The sequence below is a fragment of the Pseudomonas sp. HMSC067G02 genome, assembly GCF_001813485.1.
GTDB lineage: Bacteria > Pseudomonadota > Gammaproteobacteria > Pseudomonadales > Pseudomonadaceae > Pseudomonas > Pseudomonas aeruginosa.
Window position 1 is genome coordinate 61,786 of sequence record NZ_KV812685.1, and the last position, 18,968, is coordinate 80,753.

Annotated in this window: 21 protein-coding genes; 10 read left to right on the plus strand and 11 right to left on the minus strand. The window is 67.8% G+C overall.

What is annotated here, in order from left to right:
- Positions 1 to 63: 63 nt before the first annotated feature.
- The 7 genes from HMPREF2914_RS16625 to HMPREF2914_RS16655 all read right to left on the minus strand — a co-directional run bounded on the left by HMPREF2914_RS16625 (position 64) and on the right by HMPREF2914_RS16655 (position 8,371).
- Complete coding sequence (locus HMPREF2914_RS16625; protein ID WP_003091829.1) at positions 64 to 600, minus strand: nitrous oxide reductase accessory protein NosL; 537 nt, start codon at positions 598 to 600, stop codon at positions 64 to 66.
- Between the two features lie 16 nt (positions 601 to 616).
- Positions 617 to 1,444 (minus strand): ABC transporter permease, encoded by an 828-nt coding sequence (locus HMPREF2914_RS16630; protein WP_003122216.1) that lies wholly within the window; start codon positions 1,442 to 1,444, stop codon positions 617 to 619.
- Positions 1,435 to 2,349, minus strand: a complete 915-nt coding sequence (locus HMPREF2914_RS16635) for an ABC transporter ATP-binding protein (RefSeq protein ID WP_015502557.1) — start codon at positions 2,347 to 2,349, stop codon at positions 1,435 to 1,437. The genes HMPREF2914_RS16630 and HMPREF2914_RS16635 overlap by 10 nt, the downstream gene beginning before the upstream one ends.
- Positions 2,346 to 3,632: a nitrous oxide reductase family maturation protein NosD gene (locus HMPREF2914_RS16640; RefSeq protein ID WP_023443487.1), complete on the minus strand. Its 1,287-nt coding sequence runs from the start codon at positions 3,630 to 3,632 to the stop codon at positions 2,346 to 2,348. The genes HMPREF2914_RS16635 and HMPREF2914_RS16640 overlap by 4 nt, the downstream gene beginning before the upstream one ends.
- Positions 3,629 to 5,539, minus strand: coding sequence for a TAT-dependent nitrous-oxide reductase (gene nosZ, locus HMPREF2914_RS16645; RefSeq protein ID WP_003138228.1), 1,911 nt, complete (start codon positions 5,537 to 5,539; stop codon positions 3,629 to 3,631). The genes HMPREF2914_RS16640 and nosZ overlap by 4 nt, the downstream gene beginning before the upstream one ends.
- Positions 5,540 to 5,581: 42 nt before the next feature.
- Positions 5,582 to 7,729 carry a transcriptional regulator NosR gene (gene nosR, locus HMPREF2914_RS16650; RefSeq protein ID WP_023092623.1) on the minus strand — a complete coding sequence of 716 codons (2,148 nt, stop codon included), beginning with the start codon at positions 7,727 to 7,729 and terminating at the stop codon, positions 5,582 to 5,584.
- Between the two features lie 228 nt (positions 7,730 to 7,957).
- Positions 7,958 to 8,371, minus strand: a complete 414-nt coding sequence (locus HMPREF2914_RS16655; RefSeq protein ID WP_003098688.1) for a VOC family protein — start codon at positions 8,369 to 8,371, stop codon at positions 7,958 to 7,960.
- Positions 8,372 to 8,432: 61 nt separating this feature from the next.
- Between HMPREF2914_RS16655 and HMPREF2914_RS16660 the strand changes: the two genes are divergently transcribed.
- Positions 8,433 to 8,735, plus strand: coding sequence for a heme-binding protein (locus HMPREF2914_RS16660; RefSeq protein ID WP_003091811.1), 303 nt, complete (start codon positions 8,433 to 8,435; stop codon positions 8,733 to 8,735).
- Positions 8,736 to 8,741: 6 nt separating this feature from the next.
- On the opposite strand, the gene tsaA is transcribed toward HMPREF2914_RS16660, so the two are convergent.
- From tsaA to amrZ, 4 genes are all read right to left on the minus strand, one after another.
- Positions 8,742 to 9,437 (minus strand): tRNA (N6-threonylcarbamoyladenosine(37)-N6)-methyltransferase TrmO, encoded by a 696-nt coding sequence (gene tsaA / locus HMPREF2914_RS16665; RefSeq protein ID WP_023092624.1) that lies wholly within the window; start codon positions 9,435 to 9,437, stop codon positions 8,742 to 8,744.
- Positions 9,438 to 9,489: 52 nt separating this feature from the next.
- Positions 9,490 to 10,260: a 3-oxoacyl-ACP reductase RhlG gene (gene rhlG, locus HMPREF2914_RS16670; RefSeq protein WP_003138231.1), complete on the minus strand. Its 771-nt coding sequence runs from the start codon at positions 10,258 to 10,260 to the stop codon at positions 9,490 to 9,492.
- A gap of 97 nt (positions 10,261 to 10,357) precedes the next feature.
- Positions 10,358 to 10,723 (minus strand): DUF2784 domain-containing protein, encoded by a 366-nt coding sequence (locus HMPREF2914_RS16675; protein WP_003091804.1) that lies wholly within the window; start codon positions 10,721 to 10,723, stop codon positions 10,358 to 10,360.
- A 153-nt stretch (positions 10,724 to 10,876) separates the two neighbouring features.
- Positions 10,877 to 11,203 carry a transcriptional regulator AmrZ gene (gene amrZ / locus HMPREF2914_RS16680; RefSeq protein WP_003091802.1) on the minus strand — a complete coding sequence of 109 codons (327 nt, stop codon included), beginning with the start codon at positions 11,201 to 11,203 and terminating at the stop codon, positions 10,877 to 10,879.
- A gap of 360 nt (positions 11,204 to 11,563) precedes the next feature.
- On the opposite strand from amrZ, the gene phnC reads away from it, so the two are divergent.
- The 9 genes from phnC (at position 11,564) to phnK (ending at position 18,951) form a co-directional block, all read left to right on the plus strand.
- Positions 11,564 to 12,400 carry a phosphonate ABC transporter ATP-binding protein gene (phnC, locus tag HMPREF2914_RS16685; RefSeq protein ID WP_003091798.1) on the plus strand — a complete coding sequence of 279 codons (837 nt, stop codon included), beginning with the start codon at positions 11,564 to 11,566 and terminating at the stop codon, positions 12,398 to 12,400.
- Between the two features lie 52 nt (positions 12,401 to 12,452).
- Entirely contained in the window at positions 12,453 to 13,457 is a 1,005-nt protein-coding gene (gene phnD / locus HMPREF2914_RS16690) for a phosphonate ABC transporter substrate-binding protein (protein WP_003091795.1), read from the plus strand.
- A gap of 66 nt (positions 13,458 to 13,523) precedes the next feature.
- Complete coding sequence (gene phnE, locus HMPREF2914_RS16695; RefSeq protein ID WP_003091793.1) at positions 13,524 to 14,318, plus strand: phosphonate ABC transporter, permease protein PhnE; 795 nt, start codon at positions 13,524 to 13,526, stop codon at positions 14,316 to 14,318.
- A 20-nt stretch (positions 14,319 to 14,338) separates the two neighbouring features.
- On the plus strand, positions 14,339 to 15,061 hold the full coding sequence (gene phnF / locus HMPREF2914_RS16700; RefSeq protein WP_003091792.1) for a phosphonate metabolism transcriptional regulator PhnF: 723 nt from the start codon (positions 14,339 to 14,341) through the stop codon (positions 15,059 to 15,061).
- A 9-nt stretch (positions 15,062 to 15,070) separates the two neighbouring features.
- Positions 15,071 to 15,529 (plus strand): phosphonate C-P lyase system protein PhnG, encoded by a 459-nt coding sequence (gene phnG / locus HMPREF2914_RS16705; protein ID WP_003091790.1) that lies wholly within the window; start codon positions 15,071 to 15,073, stop codon positions 15,527 to 15,529.
- On the plus strand, positions 15,529 to 16,158 hold the full coding sequence (phnH, locus tag HMPREF2914_RS16710; protein WP_003138236.1) for a phosphonate C-P lyase system protein PhnH: 630 nt from the start codon (positions 15,529 to 15,531) through the stop codon (positions 16,156 to 16,158). Before phnG ends, phnH begins: the two co-directional genes overlap by 1 nt.
- On the plus strand, positions 16,158 to 17,258 hold the full coding sequence (locus tag HMPREF2914_RS16715) for a carbon-phosphorus lyase complex subunit (protein ID WP_003091786.1): 1,101 nt from the start codon (positions 16,158 to 16,160) through the stop codon (positions 17,256 to 17,258). The genes phnH and HMPREF2914_RS16715 overlap by 1 nt, the downstream gene beginning before the upstream one ends.
- Positions 17,255 to 18,139, plus strand: coding sequence for an alpha-D-ribose 1-methylphosphonate 5-phosphate C-P-lyase PhnJ (locus tag HMPREF2914_RS16720; RefSeq protein WP_003091784.1), 885 nt, complete (start codon positions 17,255 to 17,257; stop codon positions 18,137 to 18,139). The genes HMPREF2914_RS16715 and HMPREF2914_RS16720 overlap by 4 nt, the downstream gene beginning before the upstream one ends.
- A complete protein-coding gene (gene phnK, locus HMPREF2914_RS16725; RefSeq protein ID WP_003091781.1) occupies positions 18,136 to 18,951 on the plus strand; it encodes a phosphonate C-P lyase system protein PhnK in 816 nt (271 codons plus the stop codon). The genes HMPREF2914_RS16720 and phnK overlap by 4 nt, the downstream gene beginning before the upstream one ends.
- Positions 18,952 to 18,968: the final 17 nt, after the last annotated feature.

The following is an 18,968-nucleotide window of genomic DNA, read 5'->3' on the forward strand; positions in this document are numbered from 1 at the left end:
GCGCCAGGCGAAGAAAGCCCCTGCCGTATCCGCGGCAGGGGCTTTCTGCTTTCCGGCCCCCGCTCAGTGCGCCGGGTGCCGGTGCGGGTGGTCGCCGCCCACGCCTTGCAGCACCGCCTGGTCGATCTCGTCGAAGCGCAGTACCCGGCCGCCTTCCTCGGCCGCCAGGCGCGTCGCGGCCTCTTCGTCGGCGAACGAGGCGAGGGTGGCGCCCATGCCGCCCGGCCGCTGGATGCCGACCACGTAGTAGGCGCGGGTGGCGTCGATCAGGCGGGCGTCGTCGGGGTGCCGCCAGTCGGCCTGGCTCATGTCGTGGACATACAGGCGCGCCTGGCCCTGGCGGTTTTCCGGTTGCAGCCACCAGCCGAACAGTTCGGCGGTGGAGCAGAACTTGCGCACCGCGCCGGGAAGCACCGCCTCGCCTTTGGGACCGGGCATTTCCTCGATGAGCATGCCGCAGACGTGGCATTCGTCGCCGCTGGCGATCGGCACCGGGCCGAGTGCCGTGGCGTCGTCCCGCGACGCATCGCAGCCGGCCAGCAGCAGGCCGAGCAGGAGCGTGCCGAGCAGAGGGCGCAGGGGGAGGGTATGACGTTGCATGGCGGAACCTCGTGAGTCAGATGGGGCGGCGGCGGAACAGGCCGTGGGCCAGCGCCAGGGCAGCGCAGGCCCAGAGGGCCAGGGCCAGCCAGAGGGCGCTGGCGGACACCGGCAGGTCGCTGGCCAGGGGAACCACCCCGCCGGCGGCGGCTGCGTCGAAGCCGGACAGGTTGATCAGCCGGTAGAGATCGGTCGGGTTGAGCAGCAACAGCCAGGGCAACAGCCGCGGGCTCAGGTGACCCTGGCTGAGGACCAGGATCGCCAGCAGGGCCAGGTCGAACAGCAGGACGAAGAAGAACCACAGGCCGAGCGCCTGCCCAGCGGCGCTGGATTTCTCGCTGGCGCGGCTGCTCAGGGCGTAGGCCAGGGCGAGGAACACGCAGCCGAGCAGCAGCGAGGAACCCATGAAGCGGCCGAAGGCGCCCAGCAGGATGGCCGCCTCGACCTCCGGCACCAGCACGAGGATCGCCAGCGCCGCGCTGCCGAAGCCGATCAGGGTGGCCAGGGCGAGGATCAGGCCGTGACCGAGGAACTTGCCGAGCAGCAACTGGCCGCGCCCCAGCGGGTAGGTCAGGAGCAGCAGCAGGGTGCCGCCTTCCTCCTCGCCGACGATGGCGTCGTAGGCCAGCAGCAGGGCGATCAGCGGCATCAGGAAGGTGGCCAGGCTGGTCAGGCTGGCGACCGTCGCCGGCACCGAGGTGAAGCCGACCTGGCCGGCCGCGGCGGCGCCGAACCAGGCGATGCCCACCGAGAGCAGGGCGAACAGCAGGCTGATCGCCAGCAGCCAGCGATTGCGCAGGCCGTCGGCCAGTTCCTTGCGGGCGATGGTCCAGACTACGGGCATGGCGTGGCTCCGGCGGGGGCGGGGGACATGTGGTGGCGATAGAGGTCCTCCAGCGACGGCGGCAGGATCTCCAGCTCGAACTCGCGCGCGGCCAGCAGCGCTTCCAGTACGCCGTCGCGCTCGGCATCGTCCAGCAGTACCTCGATGCGCTGGCCGTCCAGTCTCCGCGCCGCCAGGCCGGCCCGGTGCCAGCGTTCGAGCCACTGCGGGTTATGTGGGCTGGCCAGGCGCACGCGGGTCGGCAGAGCCGCCTTGCGGCGCAGTTCGGCGAGGCTGCCGGCCACTTGCAGGCGGCCGCCGGCGAGAATCGCGGCGCGGTCGATGTGCGTCTCGACGCCGGGCAGCACATGGGAGCAGAGGACGATCCCGGTACCCTGGCCGCGCAGGCGGTCGAGCAATTGGTAAAGCTCGACGGTGGCCAGCGGGTCGAGGCCCACCGTCGGTTCGTCGAGCAGCAGCAGGCGCGGTTCGCCGAGCAGCGCCTGGGCCAGGCCGAGGCGCTGGCGCATGCCCTTCGAGTAGGTTTTCAGGCGCCGCCTGGCGGCATGGCCGAGGCCGACCTGTTCCAGCAGGCGCGCGGCTTCGGCCGGCGCCACGCCCTTGAGGCGGGCGAAGTGGCGCAGGGTTTCCGCGCCGCTGAGCTGCGGGTAGAAGGTCACGTTCTCCGGCAGGTAGCCGAGCTGGCGGCGCGCCTCCAGGCTTCTTGCATCGTGGCCGAGGACCCGCACGCGGCCTTCGCTGGGGGCCAACAGGCCGAGGACCAGCTTGATGGTGGTGGTCTTGCCGGCGCCGTTGTGGCCGAGCAGGCCGAGCACCTCGCCGGGCTCCAGGCGCAGGTCGAGCCCGCTCAGGGCGGTGAGGGCGCCGTAGCGCAGGGTCGCGCCGTCGATCTCGACCAGGCTCATGGCCTCGGCTCCGCGGCGGGCATCCGCATCAGCGGATGGCTGTCGCGCACGCCGGGCGAGCGCACCACCGGGAAGGCGCGCTGGACCCAGCGCAACAACTCGATGCTCGGGCTGTTCAACAGCAGGCGTACCTGCGGGTACAGCCAGATCAGCCGGTCGACGTTGTCGTTGGGCTCGTAGGCGACGTCGCCAAGACCGTCGTCGTCGCGGTCCCAGCCCAGGTAGTCGCTCCAGTAGTTGCCGCGGCCGTCGGCGGACCACTCCTGCTCGCGGCTGGCGACGTACTTGACCTGCTGGCGGTTGCCTATGAAGGCGTTGCCGGCGATGCGATTGTCCTCCGAGCCGGCGGTGAGGTGGATGCCCAGGGCGCTGTCGGCGAAGCTGTTGCCTTCGATGCGGTTGAACAGCGAGTTGTAGATGAACAGCGCCTTGCCCTCGGCGCCGGAGATCATCGCGTCACCGGTGCTGCCGCTGCGCACGCCCTCGACGCGGTTGCCGGCCAGGGTCGAGTAGGTGATGTAGTTCATCAGGATGCCGTAGTTCTCGTCGTCGATGGAGCGGTTGCCGGTCACGGTCAGCTTGCGGCTCTGCATCAGCGCGTAGCCGGTGCGGGTGCGCCGGGTCAGGTTGTCGGTCACCCGGCTGTTGTGGGTGAACATGTAGTGCACGCCGTAGCGCAGGTCCTCGAAGCGGTTGGCTTCGATGCTGCTGTCGTTGGAGGTGTCGATGTAGACCCCGTCGCGGGTGTGGCTGACCCGGTTGCCGCGGACCAGGGCGTCCTTCACCGCATAGAGGTGGATGCCGTTGCCGCGATCCTGGGAGCGCACGCTTTCGTCGCCCTCGATGCGGTTGTCGAGCACCTGCGCGCCCGCCGTGGCGTCGAGCCAGACGCCGAAGCCCGCGCCGCGCAGGTCGTTGCCGCGGATCACGGCGCCGCTGGCGGCCTTGCCGACGAAGATCGCGGCGTCGAGTTCGGTCAGGTTGCGCCCCCAGTTGCGCAGCCGGCAGCCCTCGACGGTGATCCCGGGGCTGGTCAGGGTCAGCAGGCTGCCGTGGCCGCCGCCGTCCAGTTCGGCGCCGGCCTCGCAGCGCAGGTGCAGCGGTCGGTCGATGACGAAGTTGCCGGCGTAGCGGCCCGCCGCCAGGCTCCAGCGGCCATCGCCGTCGGCCCGCAGCGGCAGGCCGTCGACCGGCTCCGCGCGGGCCGTGGCGAGGCCGAGCAGGAGCAGGGCGAGGAGCGGCCCCGCCCGGCGCCCGGCCATCGACCGCGCTGAGTGGATCAAGCCTTTTCCACCAGCATCCGCCCGCACATTTCCATGTGCAGGGCGTGGCAGAACCAGCTGCAGTAGTACCAGTGCACCCCGGGCTTATCGGCGACGAAGGTGATCGACGAGGTCTGTTGCGGGCTGATCTCCATGCAGACGCCGTGGTTGACCATGACGAAGCCGTGGGTCACGTCCTCGATCTCGTCGAGGTTGGTGATGGTCACGGTGACTTCGTCGCCCTGCTTCACCTTGAACTCGGTGAGGCCGAAGGAGGGCGCCATCGAGACCATGTAGACGCGGACCTTGTTGCCCTCGCGGATGACCTTGTTGTCCTTCATCAGGTCGATGCCGTCCTTTTCCGCGCGCTTGACCGTCTCGGCGAAGAACGGGTCCTTGCGGTCCCAGATCTTGCGGGTCTTGATCTGGTCGCGGCGGGCGAGGATGCAATCGTGCGGTTCGGCGAAGGTCGGACCGTCGTGGACCAGCTTCATTTCCTCGCCGGAAATGTCGATCAACTGGTCGTTCTCCGGGTGCAGCGGACCGGTGGGCAGGAAGCGGTCCTTGGAGAACTTGCTGAGCACCACGATCCACTTGCCGTCGGCTTCGCTGGTCTCGCACAGGGTGGCGTGGTTGTGCCCCGGCTGGTACTGCACGTCGAGCTTCTGGCGGATGTAGTCGACCTTCTCGCCCTTGTAGGCGCGCACCGCGTCGGCGAGGTTCCACTTCACCAACTGGCTGTCGATGAACAGCGTGGTGTAGGCGTTGCCTCGGCCATCGAAGGTGGTGTGCAGCGGGCCGAGGCCCAGTTCCGGCTCGCCCACCACCACGTCGCGCGGGTCGGCCAGCTTGCCGGCGAACAGGTCGCCGAGGCGCTCGATGGCGATCATGGTGCAGGTCGGCGAGAGCTTGCCGTTGGCGATGAAGTACTTGCCGTCCGGCGAGGTGTTCAGCCCGTGGGGATTCTTCGGTACCGGGATGTAGCGGGTCACCGGGCTGTCCTTGCCGTCCTTGCGCCGGCCGTCGACCACCGGCACCTTCGAGTCGCCGAGGGTGACGAAGCGCTTCGCCTTGATCTCGGCCTCGATGCGCGGGATGTCGAACACCACCACCCAGTCGCGCTCGTTGCGCATCATGCCGCCGAGGTCGACGGCCTTCTCCGAGTTGTAGCAGGTGGAGGCGGCGAACCTGCCGCTGTAGTCCATGTCGGTGTTGTCGAGGTTGCCGTCGACGATCACCTGCCAGGCCACTTCCATGGTCTCGGCGTCGATGGCGTTGTACAGGGTGAAGGCGTTGTCGCCGGACAGGTCGAAGGTCGAGCCGTCGTTGGGATGGGGGATGATGAACTCGGCGTTGCAGAACACGTAGCGGGTATGCGGCACCTTTTGCAGGCGCAGGCCGTGGATCGCCTGGACGTTGGGAATGGTGACGATGCGGTCGCACTTCATGACGTCCAGGCGGATGCGCGCGACCCGGCTGTTGGCCTTGTCGTTGATGAACAGGTACTTGCCGTCGTACTTGCCGTCGGTCATCGAGATGTGCGGATGGTGGCAGTCGCCGTTGAGGAAACGTGCGCCGTCGCCGAGGACCCGCTTGCTCTCGTTGGTCAGGCCCCAGCCGGTGGCCGAGTCGACGTTGAACACCGGTATGCGCATCAGCTCGCGCATCGACGGCACGCCGAGCACGCGTACTTCGCCGGAATGTCCGCCGCTCCAGAACCCGTAGTACTCATCCAGTTCGCCGGGGGCGACCTCGGCCTTGCTGCGCTCGCCCTTGCCCGCGGCCCGGGCCTCGCGGCCGACCACCGCGCTGCCCAGGGCGCTGGCGCCAACCAGGGCGGCGGCTCCGGTCAGCGCCGAGGCGCCGAGGAAGCCGCGGCGGTTCAGGCCGTGGGTTTCTTCGTGGGGGCTTTTCGTGTCGTCGCTCATCTCGTGTCGTCCTCAAGGGCAGTCAGGGGAAAGGGAGCCAGGTCAGAGGTTCTCCGCGGGTATTCGCGCGTTGTCCGCCGGCGCGCTCTTCGCGCGCTTCTTGCGCTTGTTCACCAGCGGCGGGCACTTGTCCTGGTCGTGGTAGGTCATCTGGCAGTCGAGGCAGTAGTGGCATTCGTTGGCCTCGATGCGGCCGTCCGGATGGATCGCCTGGATCTCGCATTCGCGGGCACAGAGCTGGCACGGCTTGCCGCATTCCGCGCGGCGCTTGAGCCAGTCGAACAGGCGCGCCTTGGCCGGGATCGCCAGGGCCGCGCCCAGCGGGCAGAGGTAGCGGCAATAGACCTTGCGGGTGAACAGGTTGACCACCAGCAGCGCGACGGCGTAGGCGACGAACCACCACTGGCGGTCGAAGCCGAGGGTGATGGCGGTCTTGAACGGCTCCACCTCCGCGGCCTGCTCGGCCAGCGCCAGGGATTCCAGGGAGAGACCGAAGAGCACCAGCAGGATGATGTACTTGATCGCCCAGAGCCGCTCGTGCACGGCGAACGGCACCTGGAACTGCGGCACGCGGAGCTTGCGCGCGAGTTCGTTGAGCAGTTCCTGTAGCGCACCGAACGGGCACAGCCAGCCGCAGAACACGCCGCGGCCCCAGAGCAGCAGGCTGGCTGCGGTGAAGGTCCAGAGGATGAACAGCAGCGGGTCGCTGAGGAACAGCTCCCAGCGGAAGCCTTCGAACAGCGCGTGGACGAAGGTCAGCACGTTGACCACCGATAGCTGGCCGAGGCTGTACCAGCCCAGGTAGACCAGGGTGAACGCCAGGTAGCCGGTGCGCAGTCGCTGCATCAGGCGCGGCCGTCGCACCAGGCGGTCCTGGAGGAAGAGGATCGCCAGGAGCAGGACGAGGGCGGTACAGAGGACCCCGATCTGGAAACTCTTCTGGTACCAGACCCGCAGCCACAGCGGCCGGGCAGCCTCTTCCAGGGCGGCCAGTTCCTCCGCGGTCGGCTGCGGCCGCTCCAGGTATTCCTCGGGCGTCTGGCAGGCCAGCTCGAAGCTGGTGAATACCCCCGCCACCGGGCCAGTCTGGCGCCGCACGAGTAACTCCAGGGTCCAGGGCGAGCCCGGATCGAAACGCTGGCTGGCGCGGGCGACGAAGATCGCCATCTCGCGGAACTCCGGCATGCCTTCGGCGTAGACGTCCGACAGGCGTTGGTAGTCGAGGTCGCGGAAGCTGATGATGTCGCCGAACTGGCGCAGTTGGACCCGATCGAAGATGCCGCCGCGCACGTAGCCGGAACCCTTGAAGGAATACTCGCCGTCGCCGAGCACGACGAAGGCGTATTCGCCTGGCTTCAGCGACGCCATCAGTTCGCGGTACTGGTTGTCGCCGAGCAGGCTGCGGCCCACCGCGGGAGGGTTGAGCAGGGCGCTGTAGAGATCGATGAACGGCTCGTCGCGGTGCGCCGCGTCGGCCTCGCCGATGCCTTCGGCCTCGCTGCCCTTGAAGGCGTCGTCGATCTGCCCGCGACTCAACTGCAGGCGGCGGATCGCGCCGTTGCCGAGCAATTCGCTCCAGCTCGCCGTCGCTGCCGGCTGCTGGCGCACCTGCGCCGGCTTGGGCCGCACATTGCCGCGGTCCTCGATCAGGCCGAGGGCAACCGCCACCGTATGCGCGGCGCGCATGACGATCTCGTTGACCACCATCACCGTCACCGTGGCGCCGCTCACCGCGTCGACGGTAACCGCCTGCGGGTCGCTGGAGCGGCCGACCACCACCCGCTGGTCGGCGCGCACGCCGTCGTACCTGGCGCTGAAGGCGTGCAGCTTCTCTTCCGGGATGCCGATCAGCAGGATCGGTTCGTGGTGTTCGAGGACGTAGGCGTCGCGGATAACCGCCTGCGGATCAAGGATCACCTGCAGGTTGATCGGCTTGCCGGAGTAGGCCGGGATGTCGGTGACGCTGAGGGTCTGGAAGGCGTAGCCGAGGGTTTCCTCGCCCTTGCTCAGGCGGCGTACGCCGTAGTCGCCTTCGGGGTCGCCGATCCGCTCGACCGCGGGGAATACCTGGGCGATGCGCAGACGCTCCAACTCGCTGAGTTCGGCACCCTGGGCGGCGAGGCCGACCAGCAGGAGCATCCAGGCGAAGACACACCGCCACGATCCGGCGGAAAAACGAAGGGCGCGCATAGGTTCCATCTACTACTGGCTACCGGCGAAAAAAGGGACGCCGCGCTGCGGTGGGGTCTGCGCCTGGCGGTGGAATCGCTTCCGTTGCCGGATGCTAGGAGGAGCGGGGGCGGAACGCGCTTGATGAAAGTCAAGAAGTGGAGATGAGGAGCCAGCGAGGTTGCTGGCACTGAGTGTACCGAGTCGCCCCTCTCCCTTCAGGGAGAGGGGGAGAGGGCTGCCCGAGGCTCAGGCCAGGCGCTGCCCGGATACCGCCGGATGGTACAGCGGCTGCACCTTGTTGCCCGCCGGGTCGAGCAGGTGGAAGCTGCGCGCGCCGTCGCCGTGGTCGAAGGGTTGGTCGAGCAGGGTCACGCCCAGCGCCTTCAGGTAACGGTACCAGGCTTCCAGTTCCTCCACGCTGTCGACGACGAAGCCGTAGTGATCCATGGTCTGCAGGCCGTTGCTGGCGGCGTGGGCGCGGCCGAGGGAAAGGTTGTCGTTGCCGCAGGTGAGATACACCAGGTCTTCGTTGGCGCGGTTCAGCACTTCCATGCCCAGCACGTCGACATAGAAGCGCTCGCATTCTTCCAGGTTGGGCACCAGCAGGGCGAGGTGACGCAGGCCGTTGAGACGGGAGGGGCGGGCAGGGCGGTCGGACATGGGCTTGCTTCCTTTTTTTGTATACAATAATTTTGTAAATCTAAAACAAAAGGAAGTTTCCGTGTACTGCATCTTTATCAAGACCCGCCTCAGGCCCGGCTGCGCCGAGGCTTTCATCGATGCCATCCAGGTCAACGCCGCCGCTTCCGTGTCCACCGAGCCCGGCTGCCTGGTGTTCGACGTTTCCCGCGACCGACAGGACCCTGACCTGGTCTATCTCTACGAGATCTATCGCGATGACGCGGCCTACGAGGCGCACACCCGCACCGCGCATTTCCGCGACAGCCGGCCGTTGGTCGAGCCGCTGATCCTCGAACAGGAAGTCTTCGAAAGCGACGCGCTGGCGCTCAATCCGCTGCGCTGAGAAGGTTCAGTCGCCGCGGGCGACGTCCAGCACGCGGATCAGGTCCGGGCGCGGGTAGTGCCAATGCACGTCGAGGTCCCACAGGCGCACCCCGTAGCGGCGCCCGGGCTCCGGCTTCTGGTAGGCCGGACGCGGGTCCTGGGCCAGGCACTGCTCGATCAGCTCGGCCACCGGCTGCCGCAACCGCTGGCCGTGCTCATGGGCCTGGCGCCGCGCCTGCTCGCTCCACTCCACGGCGATGCCCGGCGGCGGCGCGTCGGCGATGCCGTTGCGGGCGTCGGCCACGGCGTCGGCGTAGGGTACGTAGGGCTTGATATCGAGTACCGGGGTGCCGTCGAGCAGGTCGATCCCGGACAGCCACAGGCGCCCCGCTTCGAAGCCCTCCAGGCGCACCACCGACTGGCCGATGCCGTTCGGCCGATGGGTGGCGCGGGTGGCGAAGACTCCCAGCGAGCGGTTGCCGCCCAGGCGCGGCGGGCGCACCTTCAGCCGCGGCTTGTCTTCCAGGGTCTGGTGGAAGAGGAACAGCAGCCAGACATGGCTGACCTGCTCCAGGCCCTCCAGCGCTTCCGCCTGGTCGAACGGCGGCAGCAGTTCCAGGGTCCCCCGCGCCGCCGGCGCGAGCAGCGGCTGGCGCGGGATGGCGAACTTCTCCATGAAGCAGGAGCGGATGTAGCCGATGGGAGAAACGCTGTGGGTCATGGCGGGACGAGGCGAGCGGTCGGGGGCGTCATGTTACCCGGATTGGCGGCGCTCAGAGATGAAAACCGCCGTCGATGGGGATCACGTTGCCGGTCATGTAGGCGCCGGCGGTGCCGGCCAGGCTGATCGCCAGCGCCGCCATCTCCTCCGGGCGACCCCAGCGGCCCATGGGAATCGACGCGCTGTCCGCTTCCAGTGCCTGCGGGTCATTGGCAATGTGACGGGTCATGCGGCTCGGGAAGCGTCCGGGAGCGATCACGTTGACATTGATGTGCTCGCCGACCAGTTCCTTCGCCAGCATCCGCGACAGTTGATGCAGCGCGGCCTTGCTCGGCCCGTAGGCATAGGCCTGTTCGCCCATGGCGCTGATGCCCGCCACCGAGCCGATGTTGATCACCCGCGCCGGATTTTCCGCGCTGGCCGAGCGGCGCAGCAGCGGCAGCAGTTGCTGGATGCAGGAAAACACCGAGGTGACATTGAGCTGCATGACCTTTTCCCAGCCGGACACCGGATAGCTTTCCAGCGCTGCGCCCCAACTGGTGCCGGCGTTGTTCACCAGGATATCCAGCCGCGCGCTGAGTTCGCCGAGCGCCTGCGCCAGGCGCCGGGCACCGGCTTCGCTGGAAAGGTCGGCAGGGATCGCCTGGCAATCGCCGTAGGCCGAGAGGTGTGTGGCGGTGTCGGCGCAGGCCTCTGCGTCACGTGCGCAGATGAAGACGCGGGCGCCGGCTTCGAGAAGACCCTGGGCGATCATCTGGCCGATGCCGCGGCTGCCGCCGGTGACCAGGGCGACGCGGCCGGCGAGGCTGAAATAGGGATGCATGGGAAACACTCCGGGCTGGGCAGGGGAGATCAGCCTACGATTCGCCTCGCTGCCGGCGCAGCACTATCCAGATACGGAATGACGTGGCATCCGTGGCTCAGCGGCTACTGCGGCGATGCCACAGATACAGGTAGGCGATCAGGTTGACCAGCAGAACGATGGCGCCAAGGATCCATTGCACCGCCGGGGTCAGGCCGGCGGGATAGATCAGCGGCAACAGGTAGTGCTCGACGAAGCCGCCGCTGTAGCCGGCGTCCCCGGCGGCCCGGCGCAGACGATTCTCCAGCGGGGTCAGCGGACAGGGCAGGCCGAGGAACTCAACGGCGCAGCCCCAGGCCACCGCCGGCAGGTGCAGCCAGGCCAGGCGTGGCCAACGCAACGGCAGCAGGCCGCCGAACAGGACGAACAGGATGAAGCCCAGGTGCAGCCAGACCAGGGCATCGGCGGCCAGGCGATAGCTCATTCGGCTCTCCCTCGTGGCGTTGGAGGGATAACGCCACCGCTACAGGGGCCGGCGGATAACCGCCTTGCGGTTACTCGCCCATGGTTGGGCCATCCATAAAGAAAAAGCCGGCGAATGCCGGCCATTTCAAGCGCTACGCGTGGGCTTCGGCGCTCAGGCCTGGGCCAGCTCCGCATCGTGTGCGATCAGGGCGACCAGCGCGTTCTGCTGACGGTGGGTCAGCTGGCGGAAACGCTGCAGCAGCTCGCGCTCGTGCAGGCTGAGTTCCGGGCTGTCCAGGCGAACACCGAGATTGTCTTGCAGCGCCCCTTCCTGGAGCAGGCTCTGCTCGAGTCGGGCGATGATCTCGGAGTTCATGCTGCGGTGATGGCTGCGAGCGACTTCTGCGATCTGCTCACGCATGCCCTCGGGCAGACGAACGACGAATTTGTCAGCGGTACGGCTGGAGTAGGTAGGAGTTGCCTGTTTCAGTGGGCGCATACATTGAACCTGTAGAGTCAGGGAAAAGCGGTGCCGAGGAAGCGTTCATTGTTCTCGGGCCTATGACCACGATTTCCGCCAGCCGTTCAGTCTGTTATTTCGGAAACAACAATTAGTTGACGTCAATTGTGCGTTGCGTGACGGCGTTTTGCCAGTACCAGCTATCTGAAATGCGAGCGATTCAACAAAAGCCTAGTTTTCTACTGGGGTTAGATGATGGCCTTCTGACCACCGGTCGTTCAATGGATTGTCACTCGACTGTCATCGTCACTTCACCGGTCTGACACAGTCTCCTCCTATCTTGGTCTACACCAGATGGCGCCGCTGGCGTCTTCGTGCAACCGATTGGAGGGGAGAACGATGAGCGCGGTGATCTGTGTCGACAGCCTGAACAAGACCTTTGCCCGCAAGCAGGCGCTTTTCAACCTGAAGCTGGAGATCCAGGCGGGCGAGATGGTGGCGTTGATCGGTGCATCCGGCTCCGGCAAATCCACGCTCCTGCGTCACGTCGCCGGGCTCGCCCGCTGCGACCGCGACAACGGCGGCAGCATCGACGTGCTGGGTCGCCGCCTGCAGGCGTCCGGTCGCCTGAGCGGCGAAGTGCGCCGCCTGCGCGCCGACATCGGCTACATCTTCCAGCAGTTCAACCTGGTCAACCGCCTCAGCGTGCTGGACAACGTCCTGCTCGGCTTCCTCGGTCGCATGCCGCGCTGGCGCGGTTCGCTGGGGCTGTTCAGCGCCGAGCAGAAGCGCCAGGCCCTGGAAGCGCTGGCGCGGGTCGGCCTGGCCGATCTCGCCGGGCAGCGCGCCTCGACCCTCTCCGGCGGCCAGCAGCAGCGCGTAGCCATCGCCCGCGCCCTGACCCAGAAGGCCGAGGTGATTCTCGCCGACGAACCGATCGCCTCGCTCGACCCGGAGTCGGCGCGCAAGGTGATGGACATCCTCGCCGACATCAACCGCCACGACGGCAAGACCGTGGTGGTGACCCTGCATCAGGTCGACTACGCGTTGCGCTATTGCCCGCGCGCGGTGGCCCTGAAGGGCGGCCGGATCCTCTTCGACGGCAGCAGCGAGCACCTTTCCGAAGGCTTCCTCAACGAACTCTACGGCGCCGAAGGGGATACCCCGCTGCTGTTTTCCGACCGTGCCCGGCGCGGGGCGGAGAGCCAGCGGGAACTGACCCTCGCGCGCGCCTGACGTCATTCGAACCGCATAAAAACCCGCCAAACCCTGCCCAGGAGTTCTCTCCATGTTGAAACGCTTCAGTCGTGTGCTCGCGGCTTCCGCCCTGCTCGCCGGCTCCCTTGCCGGGATGGCGCACGCCGACCAGCCGGTGATCAATTTCGGGATCATCTCCACCGAGTCGTCGCAGAACCTCAAGAGCATCTGGGAGCCCTTCCTCAAGGACATGAGCCAGCAGACCGGCTACCAGGTGAAGGCCTTCTTCGCCCCCGACTACGCCGGGATCATCCAGGGCATGCGTTTCGACAAGGTCGACATCGCCTGGTACGGCAACAAGGCCGCCATGGAAGCGGTGGATCGCGCCCACGGCGAGATCTTCGCCCAGACCGTCGCCGCCAGCGGCGCGCCGGGCTACTGGAGCCTGCTGATCGCCAACAAGGACAGCAAGATCGACAGCGTCGAGGACATGTTGGCGAACGCCAAGAGCCTGACCTTCGGCAACGGCGATCCGAACTCCACCTCCGGCTACCTGGTGCCCGGCTACTACGTGTTCGCCAAGAACAACGTCGACCCGGTCAAGGCCTTCAAGCGCACCCTCAACTCCAGCCATGAGGTCAACGCCCTGGCGGTGGCCAACAAGCAGGTCGACGTCGCCACCTTCAATACCGAGGGCATGGAGCGCCTGGAATTGACCCAGCCGGAGAAGGCCAGGCAGCTCAAGGTGATCTGGAAGTCGCCGCTGATCCCGGGCGACCCGCTGGTGTGGCGCAACAACCTGAGCGACGAGCAGAAGAACAAGCTGCGCGACTTCTTCTTCAAGTACGGCGCCAACGCCGAGCAGAAGAAGGTCCTCGCCGACCTGCAATGGTCGAAGTTCCAGCCCTCCGACGACGACCAGTTGCTGCCGATCCGCCAGCTCGAGCTGTTCAAGCAGCGCACCGACGTGGCGAACAACGCCAACCTCGGCGCCGAGGAGAAGGCCGCCAAGCTGAAGGCCCTCGACGAGGAGCTGGCCAAGCTGGAGAAACGCATGGCCGAGCGCGAGCAGAAGACCGCCGCCAACGCCGGCTGATCCACCCCGGGCGCGGCCGGCGCCGCGCCCACCCGATTCGCCAATACCGCTGTCGAGATTCCCGATATGAGCACTCTGAGCACCACCGCCGCGGCGGCCGCCACCGGCAAGCCATCCTGGGGTCGCCTGGTCGGCTGGGGCCTGTTCCTCGCCATCCTCGCCTGGTCCTGGAAGGGCGCGGAAATGAACCCGGCCGTGCTGTTCCGCGACGCCGGCAACATGGCGACCTTCGCCGCCGACTTCTTCCCGCCGGACTTCGGCAACTGGAAGCTCTACCTCAGCGAGATGCTGGTCACCGTGCAGATCGCCCTCTGGGGCACGGTGCTGGCCATCGTCTGCGCCATCCCGCTGTCGATCCTGGCCTCCGAGAACATCGTGCCCTGGTGGGTCTACCAGCCGGTGCGGCGGGTGATGGATGCCTGCCGTTCGATCAACGAGATGGTCTTCGCCATGCTCTTCGTGGTCGCCGTCGGCCTGGGCCCGTTCGCCGGCGTGCTGGCGCTGTTCATCAGCACCACCGGGGTGCTCGCCAAGCTCTTCGCCGAGGCGGTCGAGGCGATCGACCCCGGTCCGGTCGAAGGCGTCCGCGCCACCGGTGCCAGCGCCCTGCAGGAGGTCATCTTCGGGGTCATCCCGCAGGTCTTGCCGCTGTGGATCTCCTATTCGCTGTACCGCTTCGAGTCCAACGTGCGTTCCGCCACCGTGGTCGGGATGGTCGGCGCCGGCGGCATCGGCGTGATCCTCTGGGAGGCCATCCGCGGCTTCCAGTTCGGCCAGACCTGCGCCGTGCTGATCGTGATCATCGTGGTGGTGAGCCTGATCGACGTTCTGTCACAACGCCTGCGCAAGCTGTTCATCTGACGACGCGAGGAGGGCGCCTGGTGCGCCCTTTCCAAACCATGCACTTGTCTAGACAAAGCGAACCGCTGTACCGCGAACTGGCCGAACGGCTGCGCCAGGAACTGCTGGCCTACCGCCCCGGCGACTACCTGCCCGGCGAGATCCAGCTGGCCCAGCGCTTCGCGGTGAACCGCCATACCCTGCGCCGGGCGCTCGACGAACTGGTGCTCGAAGGCCGCGTGCTGCGGCGCCAGGGCAAGGGCACCCAGGTCCTGGAGGCGCCGACGATCTACCCGATGGGCGCCGCCAACGCCTACACCGAGTCGCTCTCGGCCCAGGGCCACCGGGTCGAGGCCCGGCTGCTGGAGGCGCGCCAGCGTCCGGCCGGCGCCGCCGAGGCCACCCACCTGGGGATCGGCGAGGGCGGGCGGGTGCTGGAACTGACCACCCTGCGTTACCTCGACGGCCAGCCAGTGAGCCTGATCCGCCATTGCTACGCCGTTTCCCGCAGCGAGCTGCTCGCCGACTACCAGGGCGGTTCGCTGCGTCGCTACCTGGCCGACAAAGGCCTGCCGCTGACCCGCACCTACAGCCTGATCGGTGCGCGCCTGCCCAATCGCGAGGAGGCGGCGCGCCTGCTGATGCCCCGCCATGCGCCGTTGCTCACCGTCCTCACCCTGTCCCGCGACCGTACCGGCCAACCGGTGGAACTGGCCCAGTCGATCAGCCGCGCCGATCGCTTCCAGTACCAGGTCGCCCCCTAGGAGAAGCCCATGACCGCCTTGCATTCCGATCCCACCATCGCCGCACGACAGCGCTGGATGGGCGTGCTCGCCCGCGCCCGTCGCGAGGAGCTGGACGCCCATGCGGACGCCCTGCGCGATGCCGACTATCACCTGCTGCGCGCCGCCGAGACCGGCATGACCCTGGTGCGCGGACGCATGGGTGGCACCGGCAGCCCGTTCAACCTCGGCGAGATGACCGTGACCCGCTGCGTGGTCCGCCTCGCTGACGGACGTACCGGCTACAGCTATGTCGCCGGGCGCGACAAGCGCCACGCCGAACTGGCCGCCCTGGCCGACGCGCACCTGCAGGGCGCCGATGCGGCGGCCTGGCAGGCGCGCCTGATCGAACCGCTGGCCCGTACCCAGGCCGAGCGCCGTGCCGCCCAGGAGGCGGAAATCGCCACTACCAAGGTGGAGTTCTTCACCCTGGTCCGAGGAGAAGATTGATGACCAGCGCTTCGCTTCCCAGCCCGGCGGATACCGCCGCGCTATTGCAACCGGCGTTCCAGGACCCGGTCCTGGACGCCCAGCGGAGTTTCCGCGCGGCGCTCAAGGCCCTCGCCGAACCGGGGCTGGTACGCAACCTCGACCGCGCACCGGCGCTGGCCGCGTTGCAACCGGCCAGCTACGCGCTGTGCCTGAGCTTCCTCGACTCCGACACCCCGCTGTGGCTGGCGCCGGGTCTCGACAGCCCGACGTTGCGCGCCAACCTGGCCTTCCATTGCGGCTGCCCGATCGTCGCCGAGCGCGAGCAGGCGCTGTTCGCCTTGCTCGACGAAGGCGAGCTGGACGACCTGAGCGGCTTCGACAGCGGCAGCGACCGTTATCCGGACCAGTCCTGCACCCTGCTGATCCAGCTCGCCGGCCTCGATGGTGGCGACTCGCTGGAGTGGCGCGGACCGGGTATCGCCGAGGTGCGCCAGGTGGCGTTGCCGGTGAGCGCCGGGTTCTGGGCGCAGCGCGCCGCACGCACCGAATTCCCCAGGGGCCTGGATGCCTTCTTCGCCGCCGGCGAGCGCATCCTCGGCCTGCCACGCAGTACCCGGGTCAGCGAACCCGTCGAGGAGGTGGCCTGATGTACGTAGCCGTCAAGGGTGGCGAGAAGGCCATCGACAACGCCCATCGCCTGCTGGCGCGCAAGCGCCGCGGCGATACCGCGCTGCCGGAGCTGTCGGTGGAGCAGATCCGCCAGCAGATGCCGCTGGCCGTGTCGCGGGTGATGACCGAGGGTTCGCTGTACGACGAGCAACTGGCGGCACTGGCGATCAAGCAGGCGGCCGGCGACCTGATGGAAGCGATCTTCCTTCTCCGCGCCTACCGCACCACGCTGCCGCGCTTCGCCGCCAGCCTGCCGCTGGATACCGCCGGGATGCGCCTGCAACGACGGATCTCGGCGACCTACAAGGACCTGCCGGGCGGGCAACTGCTCGGTCCGACCTTCGACTATACCCATCGCCTGCTCGACTTCAGCCTGCTCGCCGAGGGCGACTACCCCGGCCCCGAAGTGGAGCGGGGCGCGTCCCTGGAGCCTTGTCCGCGCGTGCTCGGCCTGCTCGACCGGGAAGGCCTGATGACGCCGGAGTACGAACTGCCCGGCGCGGTGCCGGATATCACCCGCGAGCCGCTCGACTTCCCCACCGGCCGCGCCCAGCGCCTGCAGGCCTTGGCACGCGGCGACGAGGGCTTCCTTCTCGCCCTGGGCTATTCGACCCAGCGCGGCTACGGCCGCAACCATCCGTTCGCCGGGGAGATCCGCATCGGCGCCTGCGAGGTCTGGCTGGAGCCCGAGGAACTGGGCTTCGCGGTGCCGGTGGGCGAGATCGAGGTCACCGAGTGCGAGATGGTCAACCAGTTCGTCGGTTCCCGCGAGGAGCTGCCGCAATTCACCCGTGGCTACGGCCTGGCCTTCGGCTACGCCGAGCGCAAGGCGATGGGCATGGCCCTGGTCGACCGCGCCCTGCGCGCCGAGGAATACGGCGAGGAGGTGGTGTCGCCGGCGCAGCAGGAAGAGTTCGTCCTGATGCACTGCGACAACGTCGAGGCCGGTGGCTTCGTCTCGCACCTGAAGCTGCCGCACTACGTCGATTTCCAGTCCGAGCTGGAGCTGATTCGCAAGCTGCGTCGTCCCGGCGTCGCCGAATCCGCGCAACCCACTGTCCAGGAGAAGCGCGCATGAGCCTTTCCCCGCAAGCCAGCGCCGCGCCGGAGCAGGGCTACAACTTCGCCTACCTCGACGAGCAGACCAAGCGCATGATCCGCCGCGGCCTGCTCAAGGCGGTGGCGATCCCCGGCTACCAGGTGCCCTTCGGCGGCCGCGAGATGCCGCTGCCCTACGGCTGGGGCACCGGCGGCATGCAGGTGACCGCGGCCATCCTCGGTGCCGACGATGTGCTCAAGGTGATCGACCAGGGCGCCGACGACACCACCAACGCGGTATCCATCCGGCGTTTCTTTGCCCGTACCGCCGGGGTCGCCACCACCGAACGGACCCCGGAGGCGACGGTGATCCAGACCCGCCACCGGATACCGGAAACCGCCCTGAGCGGCGAGCAGATCATGGTCTACCAGGTGCCGATCCCCGAGCCGCTGCGCTTCATCGAGCCTTCCGAGGCGGAGACCCGGACCATGCATGCGCTCAACGACTATGGGGTGATGCACGTGAAGCTCTACGAGGACATCGCCACCTTCGGCCACATCGCCACCAGCTATGCCTACCCGGTGACGGTGGACGAGCGCTACGTGATGGATCCCTCGCCGATTCCCAAGTTCGACAACCCCAAGCTGGACATGAACCCGGCGCTGATGCTGTTCGGCGCCGGTCGCGAGAAGCGCCTGTACGCGGTGCCGCCGTTCACCCGGGTGGCGAGCCTGGATTTCGAGGACCACCCCTTCGAGGTCCAGCGCTGGGAGGAAAGCTGCGCCTTCTGCGGCAGCCACGAGTCCTACCTGGACGAACTGATCGTCGACGACCGTGGCGGCAAGCGCTTCGTCTGTTCCGACACCGATTACTGCACGCAGCGGCGTGCCCGCCAGGAAGAAGGGGAGGACGCGCAATGAACGCGGTCTGCGAATCCATCGATGCGAGCCTCGACGCACGCGACCGGCCGCTGCTCTCGGTGCGCGGCCTGACCCGCCTGTACGGGCCGGAAAAGGGCTGCCAGGAGGTCGACTTCGATCTCTACCCCGGCGAAGTGCTGGGCATCGTCGGCGAGTCCGGCTCGGGCAAGTCGACCCTGCTCTCGCTGCTCTCCGGGCGCTGCCCGCCGGACGCCGGCACGGTCGCCTACCGCGACGACGGCGACCGCTGGCTGGACCTCTACGCCGCCAGCGAAGCCGAGCGGCGCACCCTGCTGCGCACCGAGTGGGGCTTCGTCGAGCAGAACCCGCGCGACGGCCTGCGCATGGGCGTGTCCGCCGGCGCCAACATCGGCGAACGGCTGATGGCCCAGGGCGTGCGCCACTACGGTCGGCTGCGCCAGGCCGGGTTGGACTGGCTGGAACAGGTGGAGATCGATCCGCTGCGCATCGACGACCTGCCGCGAACCTTTTCCGGCGGCATGCAGCAGCGCCTGCAGATCGCCCGCAACCTGGTCTCGGCGCCACGCCTGGTGTTCATGGACGAACCCACCGGCGGCCTCGACGTGTCGGTGCAGGCGCGCCTGCTCGACCTGCTGCGCGGCCTGGTGCGCGAGCTGGACCTGGCGGTGGTGATCGTCACCCACGACCTGGCGGTGGCGCGCCTGCTCGCCGACCGCCTGATGGTCATGCGCCGTTCGCGGGTGGTGGAAGCCGGTCTCACCGACCAGATTCTCGACGACCCGCAGCATCCGTACACGCAATTGCTGGTGTCGTCGGTCCTGCAACCCTGAGCCGAAAGCGTCGGCGC